We start from the raw sequence: 15,391 nt of genomic DNA, 5'->3' as shown, positions 1-15,391 counted from the left end.
AAGGCGGTGAAGCAGGTGCTGCTGATGCTAAAAAGAAAAAGGATGACGAAGACGTCATCGACGCTGAAATAGAGTAATTTACTCTAAGAGCTTCCATATTATTTGTGGAAGCTCTCCTCAAGTGCGGCTCTTGAGATCGCCTTTTCCACACGGTTTCTTCCCGCGGCTTTTGCTGAGTAAAGAGCAATGTCGGCCCTGTTTATTACAGAGTGAATATCATCATCTTTGTGAACACAAGAGACACCGAAACTCGCTGTTATTTTCCCTAGACCATCTATCTTAAGCTGCTCAATAGAGCTTCTTAATTTCTCAGCAACCAAAAGTGCATTGTCAATATTTACTGCAGGAAGAAGTATCACGAACTCTTCGCCTCCCCATCTGCACACTATATCTATCTCTCTTAACTTCTCTACCAAAAGTTTAGCTATCTTGACTATTACCAAGTCACCTACATTATGACCGTATGTGTCGTTTATCTTTTTAAAATTGTCTATGTCCACTATTATCAGCGACATCTCATTTTCTCTCTCTACCATTGTGCGGTGCGATGATTGAAAGAGCCTTAAAAACTTATGTCTGTTGTATAGATTTGTAAGCTGGTCTTTTGATGCCATCTCTTTATATTTTATGTTTTTATGAATCAGTTCGGCATTCATCTCATCGAGCTCTTTTTGATACTCTTTTGTCAAGAGCGCCCATCTTGAGTAGGTAGTGGCGATAAGCTCTTTTTGCGAAATGACCCCAGACATTTTTCCCTCATCATCGACCACGACCACTCTTTTGTAATGCTTCTCTCTTAAAAACTCCAGAGCCTCTTTGACCGAGCAATCTTTGCCGATGGTCTCAACAGGTGATGACATATATGTGCTTATCGGTTTGCTTAGATCCTCGTTTTTCTCTATTACGCGGATAACGTCTTTGGTCGTAAATATGCCTATTGGCTTTAAATTTTCAATTACTATTACGCTCTCAAACGAGTTCTTTGCCATATCGCAAAGCAGCTCTGCCGTCTTTAGCTCTTTGCTTACCCATTTGGCTCTCTTGCCCAGCTTTAAAAAATCAAGAAGACAGAAGTTGTCCATAAGAGTATCGGGGTCTATGCTGCTTATGATATCGGTATGGGAGATAAGTCCGAAAAGCTCTCCATCATCATCAACAGCACATATGTACTCCACTTCGCAGTTTAAGTACTCAAGCGTATGCAAAACTGTTTTCTCTTTGTTTATCACAGGAACCAAAGGCAGCTCTATATTTTTTAGAGAACTGTCCATATCTATATCTCTTGATTTCATGTTCAAGATATCGGTGACCCTCATAATACGAAAAATGTCACCGTCTATGACCAATATATTCCTGTGTTCGTTGTTGAACATCTTCTTCATAGCGTCTGAAATTTTGTTATCTATGTCTATGGAGACGACCGAAGTCGTCGCAATACTGCCTACCTTTGGAAAAACCATATCTGCCCCCGCCCCTTTTATATAGTGTTTAATGCCTCTTGTATCTTTAGTGCCTGCACATGCTCTTTTACATCATGCACACGTATAATGGATGCTCCGTTTCTTACGGCTTCAAGATGCAGAGCCAATGTCCCCGCCAACCTCTCATGCGGCGAAGAAGGCGATATCTTATCTATCATGGACTTTCTTGATGCGCCTACAAGCAGAGGCTTTCCAAGCGTTAAAAAGTGTCCAAGATGTTTTATAAGCATAAGATTGTGCTCCAATGTCTTGCCAAAACCTATTCCTACGTCAAGCGTTATATGCTTGACATTTAAGAACTCCGCTCTTGCAACTCTTTGCTCAAAAAACGAATATATGTCGCTTAGTATATTATCATATTTTGGCTCATGCTGCATTGTCTGAGGAGTTCCCTGCATATGCATGATCACTGCGGCGGCGTTATTGCTTGCACAAAGCTTTGATACTTCATCATTAGAGAGCCCGGTTATATCGTTTACTATCTCAAACCCGCTCTTAAGAGCACATGTTATCACCTCAGGCTCATAGCTGTCAATGCTAAACTTTGTCTTGTTGTAAAGTTTTGCCTTTTTTACGGCGTCAAATATAGGTTTTAACCTTCTGAACTCCTCATCTTTGTCCACATATAGAGATGATGGAGCAGACGATACCCCGCCTATGTCTATGATATCGGCACCCTCGTCTATCATACGCTCTATCGCCTCTACCGCAGCATTGCCGTTAAATCTTGACTCGGCGTAAAAACTGTCGTCATTTGCATTTACTACCCCCATGATCTCCACTTTTTTGGGTTTTTTGATCTTTAATATCTCTTGGAGCTTTTTAGCCACATCTTTTAGTCCAAACGGCTGAGCAAGCTCTTTTTTACTAAGAGTCTCAAGCTCTCTTGCCGTAGCGATAAGTATACAATCAACATAGGGTGTCTTCGCCATAACTGTTCCGCGTGGTACGGCTAAATCTGCTCCCACACTAAGAGCATCCTGCTTTAAAATATTTGCCGCGCCCACATGCAGATCTCTTATGTATATGACATGGTGGGTTGCTTTTGAAGCCAGTATCGATATGCCACCACTATCAACGCCAAGCTCTTTTAAATATTTACGTTTATCAATGGCATTTGACAAAAGTTCAATTTGCATTCTTTTCTCCTACAAAACTCATAATTAACATAGCCAGCACACTCTGCGGTCTGGAGTTTAACTCCAAAAGTCTGTAAGCTTTGTCAAAATTTTGAAGCTGTGTCGATGTAAGTACTAATTTTTCAACAACTGCCGCCTTATGATAGAGCGCTTCTACAAGAGCTTTGGCCTCGCTCTTTTTTACTCTTGCGTTCGCTTTTAAAAACTCAAATACCTCTTTGTAGCTAATACGTGAGAGATTAACCTCTATCTCTGCAACTGAGCTCTTTTTCTGACCTTTTATTATGGGCATTCTGGAGCGGACTGTCGGCAGAAGATTTGATTTTGTGGGAGATATAATGATAAGTTCTATATTTCTTGGCGGTTCTTCCAGAAGTTTTAAGAGGGAGTTTTGCGATATGTTGTTGAAGTTATTCGCACCCAAAATGAGATATTTTGTCTGAGCTTCGCTTATATAGGCTTCTGCTACGACGGCTTTTGCGTGTTCTATCTTAAACTCATCTTCAATAAAACCGACCACTCTGCTTGGGCGCAACTCCTCGCTTATCCTCTGATACTCTGACTCTATCTCTGAGGATATTAGAATATAACCTCTCTTAGGCTCATGAGTTGACATCGACTTCTCCAAACATCGCTGCATTAAGAGATGCGTTAAAGAGGCGATAGAGTTGAAGCAGTTTTATATCCAGCAGCTTGTCGTAAGATTTTAGAGTAAAGGCGTTCATATACTCTTCATCAAATATCCAGAAATAGCTGGTATCTTTTCTTTTTGCAAGGTCTGCTCTTTTATCGTCACCCTTTCCGATATACCAAAAAAAGCAGTCATCTTTGTGCGCCAAAGATATCATATCTTCGACCACGTCAAGCATTTCTCCGCCGCTGACACTGTTGTAGTGTCTGTACATACTGTCTATACTTACTATCGGCAGTAGAGGTCTCTCCACCTGAGAGCTGTTAAGGTTGTCAAGAATATAGCTCTCAAACCACTTTCTCTTCTCATCCGTTATAAGGATGATAGTTTTGCCGCAAAGTATCTGCTCTAACGCCTGTGAGGTAGTGGTGGTCCAGTCAAAGCGCTGCTCTTCGAGCCAGCTGAAACATCCCCCCTCCTCTCTTATGGCATCTAAGCTCCACTGTGCAAAATCAGACATAAATTACTTGTCTAGCTCGTAAGCGGCATGAAGACTTCTAACTGCAAGCTCTGCATACTTCTCATCTATGACCATTGAGACCTTTATCTCAGATGTTGAGATCATATTTATGTTTATGTTCTCTTTTGCCATTGTCGAGAAAGCCTTTGCCGCAACACCCGTGTGAGACTTCATGCCAACGCCCACTATTGAGACTTTACAGATGTTCTCATCATAAGAAGCTTCATCCACCTCGGCATCGTTCACAAACTTGTCCATAACTTTTTTAGCATCATTCAAATCACCAACTGGAACTGTGAAGTCTATGTTTGCTTTGCCATCATGTCCGACGTTTTGAATGATCATATCTATATTTACATTGTTGTTTGAGAACTTTGTAAATATATCAGACGCGATCCCCGGTCTGTCTTTTACGCCTACCAAAGAGACGCGAGCCTGATTCTTATCAAGTGCGATTCCACTTACTAACGGTTTTTCCATGATATTTTCTTCCTTAGTTATTAAAGTTCCCTCTTCCTCAGAGAAGCTTGTTCTTGTTACTAGATTTACGTTTAATTTTTTAGCCAGCTCTACAGAGCGGTTTTGAAGCACTTTCGCACCGAGTGATGCAAGTTCTAACATCTCGTCGTAAGATATCTTATCGAGCTTTTTTGCTTTTGGCTCTATCCTTGGATCGGTCGTGAATATTCCGCTTACATCCGTATATATCTCACAAAGATCGGCTTTTAGCGCACCTGCGATCGCAACTGCCGAGAGATCGCTTCCGCCGCGCCCAAGCGTTGTAACGTTCCCGTCTTGCGAGACACCTTGAAAACCTGCGACTACGACGATTTTGCCCTCTTGTATAGCCTCTTGCATAACTGAAGGATTTATCTCCTCTATACGCGCTTTGGTATGAATGTTGTCAGTCACTATTCCGGCTTTTCTGCCTGTCATAGAAACCGCATCATAACCCATCTCGCTCAGAGCGATGGCGAGCAGTGAAGCAGTCACCCTCTCGCCTGAGCTAAGCAGCATATCCATCTCTGCCCTTGCAGGATTCTTCGAGAAGTGCTCCGCATATGAGACAAGCTTGTTTGTCTCTCCGCTCATAGCTGAGACGACGACCACTACATCATTGCCGGCTTTTTTTGTTTTTGCCACTCTGTTTGCAACATTTTGAATGCGATCCAAGTCGCCGACACTTGTTCCGCCGAATTTTTGAACTATTAACATCTACAATAATCCCTCTTTTTTAAAATAACTTATAACGCTCTCATATACATCTTTTTTAAAACTAGCGCTCAGATTCAGAGCTTCGTCTGCGCTCACGAATTTGTAATCGCTGAACTCAGGCTCATCCGTATGAATATTTATGGCAGCATCCTCATGAAGCCTGACCAAAAAATATTTCTGCTTCTGTCCGATAAACGGTTTCATATTCTCAGCAATTCTTGAAGGAAAATCGTATGATATCCACTCAGGAAACTCCGCGATCACCTCTACTCTGTCAGTGCCTATCTCTTCTAGAAGCTCTCTAAAAAGCGCTTCTTGGACCTCTTCTCCTTCATCTATGCCGCCCTGAGGGAACTGCCAGACATCAGTCAGATCATTTCTCTGCGCCAAGAATATCTCTTTTGTATGAGGATAACTGCTTGAGACGATTATCATCGCAACATTCGGACGGTATAGATCTTTTTTGCTCATTATTTCACTTGGTTGTAATATTGTTGCGATTATACAAAATATGCCATTAAATTAAACTAATTTCATCAAAAAATTCAGTTTTGATTATTTTTAAAAACCCCCATAAAACAGGCAGTAACATCACAAAAAAAAGAATTATAAGAAACCCATACGCTCTTAACTTATTTATGTTACTATTGCGACAATTTTAAGTATATAAAGGTAGACAATGCAGGAGTACATCTTAAAAAATGATGATTTTTTAGTCTCTCAAACGGATGCCAAGGGTATTATTATTTTTGCCAACGACGACTTTTGTAAAGTCGCAGGCTACACCATTGACGAGCTTGTAGGCAAACCGCACAATGTAGTACGCCACAAAGATATGCCAAAAGCGGCCTTTAAAGATCTCTGGGAGACCGTAAAGAGCGATAGGATTTGGAGCGGTTATGTTAAGAACAGCACAAAAGACGGGGGCTTTTACTGGGTTTTTGCCACGGTATATCCGATGTACGATACCACAAGAAAAGAACAGACCTACCTCTCTTGCCGCAGAAAACCATCAAGAGAAGAGATCGAAGAAGTTGAAGCTCTCTACAAAACATTAAGATAGGAAATTTCAAAATGAACAATAACTTAAAGATCACAATCATCTCAATAGCTTTTTTACTCCTGATAGGTTCTCTGTTTTTAACAGACTCAAATATCATCCAAGCATCTCTGGCAGTTATCACTTTTTTAGTTGTGATACTCTTTAATCTCCAAAAAAGCGGCAGTAATGCAAAAGCTCTAAATCAAAAAAGATTAGAACTCATAGAGATGATGGAGTTTAAGCGAAACAAGATCAAAATAGACGAGAACCCGACAGACGAAGCTGAAAAGAACTTCAACAAAATTGTGACAACATACCAAGCATCAGTTCTAAATGATACAAAAGTTGCAGGAGAGATGGTTCTGCTAACGGACAAAGTAGCAAGGGGACACTACTCTTGCAGGATCGGCTCTGACTCAAAGACGCCTTACGTTCACGTTCTTAGAAACTCCCTTAACAATATGCTCTCCTCTTCAGAGAGAAATCTTGACAATGCGATAGCTACGCTTCAAAAATTCTCAGAGGGCTCATTCACAACAAGAAGCAAAGTTGATGTAGAGGCTAAAATGGCGGACCTTCTAAACAACATAAACTCTCTTGGAGAGTCTCTTGAGAGCATGGAGAAGAAGAACAAAGAGAGCCAAAACACCATAGTAGAGTCTTCAAACAGGCTAAATGAGACCATCTCTACGATAACCAACAGCACTATCAAAGATTTAAAAGAGATGATAAACACTACCGTAGATAGGATTCACAACGTTGCCCACAAAGAGAACGATATGGTGGAGAACCTCCAAACTCTTGTTGCAAACGCGAACGAGACAAAGACCATCTTGGCAACAATTGGCGATATCGCGGAACAGACAAACCTTCTAGCCCTTAATGCTGCTATCGAAGCGGCGCGTGCAGGTGAACACGGAAGAGGATTTGCGGTAGTCGCGGATGAAGTTCGCAAACTTGCAGAGAGAACTCAAAAGAGTCTGGCAGAGACATCTGCAACGACAAATGTTCTGATCCAGTCTATCTCAGAGAGCTCAGACGCACTCAACAGAAACGCAAGCGAAGTAAACGACATCTCCGGCGAAGTGAGCCTTATCAGCCACAAAATGGACGAGATCATAGATACGCTAAGCAGTCTCTCTAAAAAATAGAGAGCTGCCTAAAAAGAGTCAAGCTTTACGCAAGCCCGTAAAACTTGGCATCTTTTGGCTCTCCGTGGTAATACCCCTGAAAATAATCTACTCCCAGCTCTTTTACACACTCCGAGATCTCGCGTGAACTGACAAACTCGGCAATGCTCTTTACCTTTATGTTTTTAGCAAACTGTATCAGTCCCTGAACCATCAGCCTTGCTTTCTCATCGCTCAGAAGTTTTGTTATAAGCATACCGTCGATCTTTATAAAATCAATATTCAGCTTTATTAAATTCGTAAAATTTGAGTAGCCCGCTCCAAAGTCGTCTATAGATATTTTACACCCGTACTCTTTTATCATCAAGATAAAGTTCTCCACCACTTCATAGTCGTCTATCTCTTCTGTCTCAACTATCTCAAATGTCATTCTCTCGCCGCCGTACTTCTGCAGCCTGTTCTTTATATACTCAAGCATAGTAGGAGACTTTATGTTCTCATATGTCAAGTTCATTGACAGCTCTACATATGTTTTATCATATATGTTAAAGACCTTTTGCATCATCTGTCTAGTGAAGAACTCAAATGTCTTATCTTCGATAGCTATGTTTAAAAAGTCGTATGGCGGAACTACTCTGCCATCAGGAAGCTGAAGTCTTGCAAGTGCTTCATACTTCATAACAGAGCCGTCATTTGCATCTATGATAGGTTGAAAATATGGAACTATGTAGCCGTTGTGAAGAGCCTCTTTGTAGACCTGATATTTATCCAGGCTTGACTTTTTAAGGGTCGTACACTCCGGAGTCATTTCATAGACCTTATACGGGAGCTTTGAGACCATTGCCTCTTGAAGCGCTACGTTGGCGCTGTGGTGCAGATGCTCTATACCGTAAGATATGCCGGCAGTAAAATCGGAGACTATTTTTGATCCATCACTGCTCGTATATGTAAAGCTCTCGATATTGTTAAAAATGGAGAATTTCAAAATTGAGATATATTTATCAAAGAGTTTTGAGTTTTTTACAAGTATCGCAAATTTCTGAAGATTAATGCTGTAGAGGGATGCGTCGCTGTCTTTTATGAGCTCTTTTAGAGTCTGCGCCTTGTTTGAGATGATCTCTTGGACCATCTCAAAACCGTAGAGCTGCTTTACTGCTTCGATCTGGTTAATATGTAGGATTACGAGCATTGCCTCATCTTGAAGAAGAGATATCTCTCTCATCATAGACTCTCTGTTTGGAAGAGCTGAAACCTCGTCTATCTCTATATTTATCTCATTTTTAGAGTTTAAGGCTCTCTCTAAAAAAGTCACTATAGAACTTCTTCTATCTTCGTCGCTATTCTCGTAAAGTTCGGCTATCTGCGTTAAATAATTCTCTAGTTTTGCCATTTTTTAGACACTATCCATAGTTTTAATATAAAAAAAAATTATGTCACTTTAACGTAGAATGCTTTAATTTAAATTAATTAAAATAGACTAAATAGAAAATATAGCTATAATTCACTCCATATATTAGGAGATACCTTTGCTGCTTTACATACATATTCCATTTTGCGACTCAAAATGCCACTACTGCGCGTTTAACTCTTATGTCGACAAGTTTCATCTAAAAGAGGAGTATATGCAAGCACTTTGTGAGCAGCTTGAGTTTGAGCTAAAGAGATTTAGCGTAGCGTCAAAAGCGATAGAGTCCCTCTTTATCGGCGGCGGAACACCATCTACCGTAGCACCCAAGCTGTATGCGCAACTCTTTGAGATGCTAAGGCCTTATCTTGGCGAAAATATAGAGATAACAAGCGAAGCAAACCCAAACAGCGCAACATTTGAGTGGCTTGAGGGTATGCGAAAACTAGGCGTCAACAGGATCAGCTTCGGTGTACAGAGTTTTGATAATGCAAAACTAAAACTGCTAAACCGAGCGCACACTTCCACTCAGGCAAAAGAGGCTGTACTAAACGCAAAAAAAGCAGGGTTTGAAAATATCTCGCTCGACCTCATCTATGCAACTCTGGGAGACACAAAAGAGCTTTTAGAAAATGATCTAAAAACTGCATTTTCACTTCCCATAAACCATCTAAGCGCCTATGCACTTACCATCGAAGAGGGAACTCCTTTTGAGAAAAAACCGCAGATGTCAAAAGAGAGGTTAAAACTAACATCCTGGTTTTTCAAAAAGATCAAGGATTTTGGATTTGAGCAGTATGAGATAAGCAACTTCGGCATATACAAAAGCCATCACAACCTGGGCTACTGGCAATACAAAGATTACATAGGGCTAGGAAGCGGAGCGGTAGGAAAACTTGATATGCAGAGGTACTATCCGACAACGGATATTGAGGCGTACATAAAAAACCCGCTGGACATAAGAGTAGAAGAGTTGAGAGCAGAAGACAAAAAGAGCGAACAGCTGTTTTTAGGGTTTCGCTCATCCGTTGGGGTCGCAAAAAACATATTGAATAAAGATGAACTAAAAAGAGCCCTACTTTTGGTTGAAGAGGGTAAATTGATAATAAAAGATGATACTTTTTATAACAAAGAGTATCTTTTGGCAGATGAGATCGCTCTGTTTATATCGTAGTTTAATTATTCTTTAGATAAAATCGTCACCTTATATAATTTTGAGGATTTTTTATGTTTGGTATGGGTTTTACTGAGATACTTATTATTGCCGTCATCGCCATCCTGTTTCTTGGCCCCGACAAGCTTCCAAGCGCTATGGTAGAGATAGCTAAATTTTTTAGAAATGCAAAAAATACTATCGGGAGCATGAAAGAGTCATTTGAAGATGAGCTCAATGTAAAGAGCATGAAAGATGAAGCGCTTGCTTATAAAAAAGAGCTTCAAGATGCTTCAAACCAAGTAAAAGATGCGACGGACATCAAGAAAATGGCAGCAAAACTGACAACGCTCGAAGATGACAACATCGGAGATAGCTCTCTGTTTGACAAGCCAAAGGATGAGCCTTCTTCAAAAAAAGAAGAGGTCACTTTTGCCAAGAAAAAAACCCAAACTACAGATAAAATAGAAGAAGACAGTAAAAATGTTTGATGAGATAAGACCGCATTTAATAGAACTTAGAAAAAGACTTGGAATATCGGTAGCGTCGCTTTTTGTGATGTTTTTTGTGATGTTTTACTTTCATGAACCAATTTTATCATGGGTAGTAGAACCTCTAAATGTAGCACTTTTGGAAGTTGGCAAGAAATCAGTCCATGCGGCTGAGGGTATGGTGACGACCAATCAGGTGGGCGGAGCGTTTTTTATAGCACTTAAAGTCTCGTTCTTTGCCGCGATACTTGGTGCTCTTCCGATAATTCTTTCGCAGATATGGGCGTTTGTAGCCCCGGCTCTTTATGCAAACGAGAAGAAGATGGTTCTCCCTTTCATTCTCGGGGGAACTACAATGTTTGGTGTGGGCGTTTTGTTCGCCTACTACATAGTCACACCGTTTGGTTTTGATTTTCTCATAACATTCGGTAGTTTTAAATTTACTCCGCTAATCAATATAGAGGATTATGTAGGATTTTTTACAAAGATAATGTTCGGTTTCGGTATAGCTTTCGAGCTTCCTGTTTTTGCCTACTTCTTGGCGCTTCTTGGGATGGTAGACGACAGACAGATGAGAGAGTTCTTTAAGTATGCCGTTGTCCTTATATTCATTGTTGCGGCACTTCTTACTCCGCCGGATGTATTGACTCAGCTTCTAATGGCGGGACCGCTTGTGCTTCTTTACGGAGTTTCTATCTTAATAGTTAGAATGGTAAATCCTGCTCCTCCGCTTGAAGAAGAGGAAGATGACGAAGATATAGACCTGCTTGAAGAGATAAAAGCGATAAACAAAGACAGTGAGTAACAAAGAACTTCTAACCTCAAGCTATGACTTTGCTCTTCCAAAAGAGCTCATAGCGACCCACCCCGCAAACCCCAGAGACAGCGCAAAACTTCTTGTTTACAACAGAGCTACAGGCGAGGTCTCTCATCTCAAGTTCTCCGATCTTGAGAACCTTATACCAAAAGAGTGCGCACTGATTTTCAATGACACCAAGGTCATAAAAGCAAGGCTCTTCGGCAAAAAAGAGAGCGGCGGCAAGATAGAGCTTCTTATAAACAGAGCCCTTAATGCTCATGATGTAAATGTCTACATCAGAGGAAAAGTAAAAATTGATACTGAAATTTTCTTTGCCAATGATTTAGTAGCTATTGTAAAAGAGTTGCATGAAGACGGAAGCAGAGTGGTGAATTTCTACCAAGAAACAAATCTTCTGCGTTTTGAAGAGCTTCTTCCCATCATAGATAAAATAGGTCACGTTCCTCTGCCTCCATACATCCAAAGAGAGGACAACGAAGAGGATGAGAGCGAGTACCAGAGCGTATTTGCCAAAGAGGAGGGTGCAGTTGCGGCTCCCACTGCATCCCTGCATTTTACAAAAGAGCAGCATGAGAGAGTCTGCAAAAATTTTCCTCACGCCTACGTCACCCTGCATGTGGGAAGCGGGACATTCAAGCCCGTCGAGTGCGATACTATAACAGAACATCCTATGCACTCCGAGTACTACGCCATCTCAGACGCGGCAAAAAAACTTTTGGATTCAGACATAAAGATACTTAGCATCGGAACAACCTCTACAAGAACCGTAGAGTTCTATGCTAGAAGCAAAAAACAAAGAGGCGAAGCGAACCTCTTTTTACATCCACAGAACAGACCTCTGAGAGTCGATCATCTTTTGACAAACTTTCATCTGCCCAAATCGACCCTGCTTATGCTTGTCGCCTCTTTTACGGGCTTAGAAAAAGCGCAGGAACTCTACAAAACAGCCATAGAGAAGAGGTACAGATTCTACTCCTACGGCGACGCTATGCTTATACTTTAATAACTCTCAAACAGGCTTTTGATCTTAGCCATATCGTGAGTAACTGAGTGAAGCGGCTTGGCATCTCTGCCTATTATGGTCTCTTCAAATGTTGCCCTCTCGTTTCTGTTTTTGTAAAGAACACCTATGGGCATAGGAAGAGTCTCTAAAGATTTTTTTACGGCTCCATCAAAATCACTCTCATCATAAGAGTCATCTAACATATAGCTGTTATCTTTAAACCATTTATATGTATTTACTTTGTTAAATACAACGCATGGCTGCAAAATATCGACAAGTGCGTATCCCTTGTGTCTGAAGGCCTCTTTTAGAACCTCTTTGGCGTGTGCGGCATCGCCTATATTCACACGTGAGACGAATCCGGCTCTTAAAGAGAGTGCAACCGCCAATGGGTTAAAGGGTTCGTTTGCCACACCCTTTACCTGCACCTTTGTCTCAAATCCTCTCTGGCTCGTAGGCGATGCCTGCCCTTTTGTAAGACCATAGACCATATTGTTGTGAACGATATGGACAATGTCAGGATTTCTTCTTATGGTATGTATAAAATGGTTGCCGCCCTCGCCGTACATATCACCGTCTCCGCCCTCTGCAACTACGCAAAGATTTTCATTACCAAGGGTGATTCCAGTCGCAACGGGAAGCGCTCTGCCGTGAAGAACCCCGAACATATTCGCGTCTATGTAGTAAGGGGTCTTTGCAGCCTGTCCTATTCCCGAGACTATGACCAGACTATTTTTTTTCACTCCAAGCTCTTCGACGACCTCTTTGAGAATCTTTAAAATGCCAAAGTTACCGCAACCAGCACACCAAGCAACATCGACATCTTCTTTATCAAATAGATGGCTCATAATATCTCCTTTATCGACTCTTCGATCATTATGCCTAACTGATCTGCAAAGAAATTAAAACCGTTTGATTGTAATATCTGATCGTCTATTTTCACACCATGAAGTTTTAACTGATCTGCAAACGCTCCATCCGCATTGTTCTCTACGACAATTATGTGAGAGAACTTTTCAAGAACGCTCAACTGCTCTTTTGAGAGCGGATATACCCATGCAAAGTGGACTTGCGCCAAGCGGGGATTGTTGAGGCTCAGCAGAGCTTCTGAAATGCTCCCTTTTGTCGATCCCCAGCCCACAATTGCTACATCTCCGTCTCCAAACACTTCGGGTAGAACTGCCTCTTTTATAAGTTCGCTCTTTTTACGAGCTCTTTTTGCGACCATCTGCTCGCGCATCTTGTAGTCTTCCGTGATCTGCCCTCTCTCATCATGCTCATCACCGACCGAGCATATCAAACCATCTCCAAATCCCGGAATTCCTCTTGGACTTATGCCGTTTTGCGCATCTGCATAACGTTCATAACTCTCTTGCGTCTTTACAATATATCTGCGTTGTTCGTAAGACGCAAAATCAACGTCTTCTATCATAGAGATCGAATCAGCCAAATATTGGTCACTCAGAACAACAACAGGGATCTGAAAACGGTCAGCCAGCTCGAATGCAAGATAACCGTACTCTACAGACTCCCTTAAAGAGCCGGGCGCTAAAACCGCGCGGGGAAACGGACCGTGCCCGGAATGAGTCGCCATGTTCAAGTCACCCTGCTCACTCCTCGTAGGAAGTCCTGTAGCAGGACCGGGTCTTTGAGCAAGATATATAACTGCTGGAGTCTCTGTCATTCCCGACAAGCTCAAGGCTTCGCCCATAAGTGCAAAACCGCCGCCTGATGTTGTGGTCATAGCCCTTGCGCCCGAGTACCATCCGCCAAGCACCATATGCAGAGATGCTATTTCATCCTCACTCTGCTCTAACGCTATATCAAACTCTTTTGACATCGCAGCCATAAAGTTCAGCACTCCCGTAGAGGGAGACATCGGGTAGGAGGTGATCATATTACATCCGCCTGCCAAAAAACCAAATCCGCACGCAGTAGTCCCATCCATGAGGTGAAGTTTTTTTACAGCCTCCGTATCAACTTTTGGCAGTTTAAATATGGTTTTATTTTCTAATTTAAGAGCATCTTTGTAGCCAAGTTCTGCCACATCCATATTTGCCTCATCATCTTTAAAACGCTCAGCTATTGTCTGCAGCAGAAAACTCTTATCGATACTCAAATATCCGAAAAGAACGCCTGCCATGTAGGTATTGGCATATTTCGCACTGCCGAATTTTTTTGCACTCTCTCTCATTGCGACTAAAATGAGATTGTCACCATTCTCGCCGAATTTCTCATCTGCAAAGATTATGCTCTTTTTGCTCCATCTTGGCTGCATATGTTTTAGAGCGTCGGCATCTAAAGCGATGGAGATATCTACCTCCCAGCATGGCGCCTGCAGAGGAGTATCTGAAATTATAATGAGGGTTGTGTTGCTTCCGCCTCTGACTCTGGACATATACTCTTTTGTTGAAAAGATATAAAATCCGCTCTCTTTAAAGGCATCGCTAAGCACTCTTTCAAGTGTGGCAATACCTGTTCCTGCGGCACCGCCTATTAAAATAGAGATGCCTTTGCTCCTGTATCGCTTAAGTTCGTCTATTGTCATGCTAACATCCTTTTAACTTAAATAAGTTAGTTACATATAGTACCTGCTATGTCTTATGACTGCGTTCTTTCATTCTCCTGCATGGCATCTACATAATCGCATACCTCGCTATTGTCATTGCATGGCTGCGTATACTCACTGCTATGGTCGATCTGTGCATCTGCCAGATTGTCAGACACAAACCTCCAGTTTATGAGCTTGTACCAATTTTCAAGATAACCCGGTCTTGCATTGCGATGGTCTATGTAGTATGCGTGTTCCCAAACATCACATGTCAGAAGTGCTACTTTATCGTGCGCCAATGGATTGTCAGCGTTGGAGAGACCCTCTATTGAGAGCCTATTGTCTTTGCCCAAAACAAGCCAAACCCAGCCCGAACCAAAAAGGGTAGCCGCTTTATCCAAGAACAGTTTTTTAAACTCATCCATTGAACCGAAATCTCTCTCGATCATATCCGATAGCTCCACCGAGGGGCTGGATGAAGTATTGGTAAGTCCATGCCAGTAAAAATCGTGGTTATAGACCTGCGCCGCGTTGTTAAAAATTCCGCCTTGTGAATTTTTTATTATATACTCCAGCGGTTTTCCTTCAAACTCACTATCTTCTATAAGAGCATTTAGTTTATTTACATAAGCCGCGTGATGTTTACCGTAGTGGTAGCTTATCGTTTCCGATGATATATATGGTTCCAGTGCCGTATCTTCATAAGGCAGTTTCATCAATTCAAACTTCATTTTAGACTCCTTTAGCTCATTGGTTTCTTGTACGACATTATCTTAAAAAAAATAATATATTGCTAATAATGCAAGATTA

At 41.6% G+C, this 15,391-nt stretch carries 16 protein-coding genes; 6 read left to right on the top strand and 10 right to left on the bottom strand.

The window, feature by feature from the left end:
• Positions 1-98 precede the first annotated feature (98 nt).
• From RBR61_RS07185 to RBR61_RS07160, 6 genes are read right to left on the bottom strand one after another with little or no spacing between them, the layout of a single operon-like run.
• Complete coding sequence (locus tag RBR61_RS07185; protein WP_320343160.1) at positions 99-1,460, bottom strand: GGDEF domain-containing protein; 1,362 nt, start codon at positions 1,458-1,460, stop codon at positions 99-101.
• A gap of 17 nt (positions 1,461-1,477) precedes the next feature.
• Complete coding sequence (folP, locus tag RBR61_RS07180; RefSeq protein WP_320343159.1) at positions 1,478-2,620, bottom strand: dihydropteroate synthase; 1,143 nt, start codon at positions 2,618-2,620, stop codon at positions 1,478-1,480.
• The gene (locus tag RBR61_RS07175; RefSeq protein WP_320343158.1) at positions 2,610-3,236 is read right to left on the bottom strand and encodes a DNA polymerase III subunit delta'; all 627 of its coding nucleotides are present in this window, start codon (positions 3,234-3,236) and stop codon (positions 2,610-2,612) included. Before RBR61_RS07175 ends, folP begins: the two co-directional genes overlap by 11 nt.
• On the bottom strand, positions 3,223-3,771 hold the full coding sequence (locus RBR61_RS07170; protein WP_320343157.1) for a HobA family DNA replication regulator: 549 nt from the start codon (positions 3,769-3,771) through the stop codon (positions 3,223-3,225). The genes RBR61_RS07175 and RBR61_RS07170 overlap by 14 nt, the downstream gene beginning before the upstream one ends.
• A gap of 3 nt (positions 3,772-3,774) precedes the next feature.
• Positions 3,775-4,986, bottom strand: a complete 1,212-nt coding sequence (locus RBR61_RS07165; RefSeq protein ID WP_320343156.1) for an aspartate kinase — start codon at positions 4,984-4,986, stop codon at positions 3,775-3,777.
• Positions 4,987-5,457 carry an RNA pyrophosphohydrolase gene (locus tag RBR61_RS07160; protein ID WP_320343155.1) on the bottom strand — a complete coding sequence of 157 codons (471 nt, stop codon included), beginning with the start codon at positions 5,455-5,457 and terminating at the stop codon, positions 4,987-4,989.
• A gap of 208 nt (positions 5,458-5,665) precedes the next feature.
• On the opposite strand from RBR61_RS07160, the gene RBR61_RS07155 reads away from it, so the two are divergent.
• Positions 5,666-6,049 (top strand): PAS domain-containing protein, encoded by a 384-nt coding sequence (locus RBR61_RS07155; protein WP_320343154.1) that lies wholly within the window; start codon positions 5,666-5,668, stop codon positions 6,047-6,049.
• A gap of 11 nt (positions 6,050-6,060) precedes the next feature.
• Complete coding sequence (locus tag RBR61_RS07150; protein WP_320343152.1) at positions 6,061-7,179, top strand: methyl-accepting chemotaxis protein; 1,119 nt, start codon at positions 6,061-6,063, stop codon at positions 7,177-7,179.
• A gap of 25 nt (positions 7,180-7,204) precedes the next feature.
• Here the strand turns inward: RBR61_RS07150 and RBR61_RS07145 are convergent, their stop codons facing one another.
• Positions 7,205-8,548, bottom strand: coding sequence for an EAL domain-containing protein (locus RBR61_RS07145; RefSeq protein ID WP_320343150.1), 1,344 nt, complete (start codon positions 8,546-8,548; stop codon positions 7,205-7,207).
• 136 nt (positions 8,549-8,684) lie between these two features.
• Here RBR61_RS07145 and hemW point away from each other — a divergent pair, with 136 nt between their 5' ends.
• The 4 genes from hemW to queA are packed head-to-tail and all read left to right on the top strand — an operon-like array spanning position 8,685 to position 12,030.
• Complete coding sequence (gene hemW / locus RBR61_RS07140) at positions 8,685-9,737, top strand: radical SAM family heme chaperone HemW (protein ID WP_320343148.1); 1,053 nt, start codon at positions 8,685-8,687, stop codon at positions 9,735-9,737.
• 53 nt (positions 9,738-9,790) lie between these two features.
• Positions 9,791-10,207 carry a Sec-independent protein translocase protein TatB gene (tatB, locus tag RBR61_RS07135; protein ID WP_320343146.1) on the top strand — a complete coding sequence of 139 codons (417 nt, stop codon included), beginning with the start codon at positions 9,791-9,793 and terminating at the stop codon, positions 10,205-10,207.
• Positions 10,200-11,012, top strand: a complete 813-nt coding sequence (gene tatC, locus RBR61_RS07130) for a twin-arginine translocase subunit TatC (RefSeq protein WP_320343145.1) — start codon at positions 10,200-10,202, stop codon at positions 11,010-11,012. The genes tatB and tatC overlap by 8 nt, the downstream gene beginning before the upstream one ends.
• On the top strand, positions 11,005-12,030 hold the full coding sequence (queA, locus tag RBR61_RS07125; RefSeq protein ID WP_320343143.1) for a tRNA preQ1(34) S-adenosylmethionine ribosyltransferase-isomerase QueA: 1,026 nt from the start codon (positions 11,005-11,007) through the stop codon (positions 12,028-12,030). Before tatC ends, queA begins: the two co-directional genes overlap by 8 nt.
• Here queA and RBR61_RS07120 read toward each other — a convergent pair.
• Genes RBR61_RS07120 through RBR61_RS07110 form a run of 3 tightly spaced genes read right to left on the bottom strand, consistent with a single transcriptional unit; the run spans position 12,027 to position 15,312 of the window.
• On the bottom strand, positions 12,027-12,878 hold the full coding sequence (locus RBR61_RS07120) for a thiamine pyrophosphate-dependent enzyme (protein ID WP_320343142.1): 852 nt from the start codon (positions 12,876-12,878) through the stop codon (positions 12,027-12,029). The genes queA and RBR61_RS07120 overlap by 4 nt on opposite strands.
• Positions 12,875-14,578, bottom strand: a complete 1,704-nt coding sequence (locus RBR61_RS07115; RefSeq protein WP_320343140.1) for a 2-oxoacid:acceptor oxidoreductase subunit alpha — start codon at positions 14,576-14,578, stop codon at positions 12,875-12,877. Before RBR61_RS07115 ends, RBR61_RS07120 begins: the two co-directional genes overlap by 4 nt.
• A gap of 53 nt (positions 14,579-14,631) precedes the next feature.
• A complete protein-coding gene (locus tag RBR61_RS07110; protein WP_320343138.1) occupies positions 14,632-15,312 on the bottom strand; it encodes a superoxide dismutase in 681 nt (226 codons plus the stop codon).
• Positions 15,313-15,391 lie beyond the last annotated feature (79 nt).

The organism is Sulfurimonas sp. (assembly GCF_034005705.1).
Classification (GTDB): domain Bacteria; phylum Campylobacterota; class Campylobacteria; order Campylobacterales; family Sulfurimonadaceae; genus Sulfurimonas.
The sequence above is the reverse complement of the archived record's forward strand: the minus strand, read 5'-3'. Positions and strand labels throughout refer to the sequence as shown.

Excerpts from the sequence above, each read along its gene's own strand:
- RBR61_RS07185 (WP_320343160.1), bottom strand. The coding sequence starts at position 1,460 with ATGGTTTTTCCAAAGGTAGGCAGTATTGCGACGACTTCGGTCGTCTCC.
- folP (WP_320343159.1), bottom strand. The coding sequence starts at position 2,620 with ATGCAAATTGAACTTTTGTCAAATGCCATTGATAAACGTAAATATTTA.
- RBR61_RS07175 (WP_320343158.1), bottom strand. The coding sequence starts at position 3,236 with ATGTCAACTCATGAGCCTAAGAGAGGTTATATTCTAATATCCTCAGAG.
- RBR61_RS07170 (WP_320343157.1), bottom strand. The coding sequence starts at position 3,771 with ATGTCTGATTTTGCACAGTGGAGCTTAGATGCCATAAGAGAGGAGGGG.
- RBR61_RS07165 (WP_320343156.1), bottom strand. The coding sequence starts at position 4,986 with ATGTTAATAGTTCAAAAATTCGGCGGAACAAGTGTCGGCGACTTGGAT.
- RBR61_RS07160 (WP_320343155.1), bottom strand. The coding sequence starts at position 5,457 with ATGAGCAAAAAAGATCTATACCGTCCGAATGTTGCGATGATAATCGTC.
- RBR61_RS07155 (WP_320343154.1), top strand. The coding sequence starts at position 5,666 with ATGCAGGAGTACATCTTAAAAAATGATGATTTTTTAGTCTCTCAAACG.
- RBR61_RS07150 (WP_320343152.1), top strand. The coding sequence starts at position 6,061 with ATGAACAATAACTTAAAGATCACAATCATCTCAATAGCTTTTTTACTC.
- RBR61_RS07145 (WP_320343150.1), bottom strand. The coding sequence starts at position 8,548 with ATGGCAAAACTAGAGAATTATTTAACGCAGATAGCCGAACTTTACGAG.
- tatB (WP_320343146.1), top strand. The coding sequence starts at position 9,791 with ATGTTTGGTATGGGTTTTACTGAGATACTTATTATTGCCGTCATCGCC.
- tatC (WP_320343145.1), top strand. The coding sequence starts at position 10,200 with ATGTTTGATGAGATAAGACCGCATTTAATAGAACTTAGAAAAAGACTT.
- RBR61_RS07120 (WP_320343142.1), bottom strand. The coding sequence starts at position 12,878 with ATGAGCCATCTATTTGATAAAGAAGATGTCGATGTTGCTTGGTGTGCT.
- RBR61_RS07115 (WP_320343140.1), bottom strand. The coding sequence starts at position 14,578 with ATGACAATAGACGAACTTAAGCGATACAGGAGCAAAGGCATCTCTATT.
- RBR61_RS07110 (WP_320343138.1), bottom strand. The coding sequence starts at position 15,312 with ATGAAGTTTGAATTGATGAAACTGCCTTATGAAGATACGGCACTGGAA.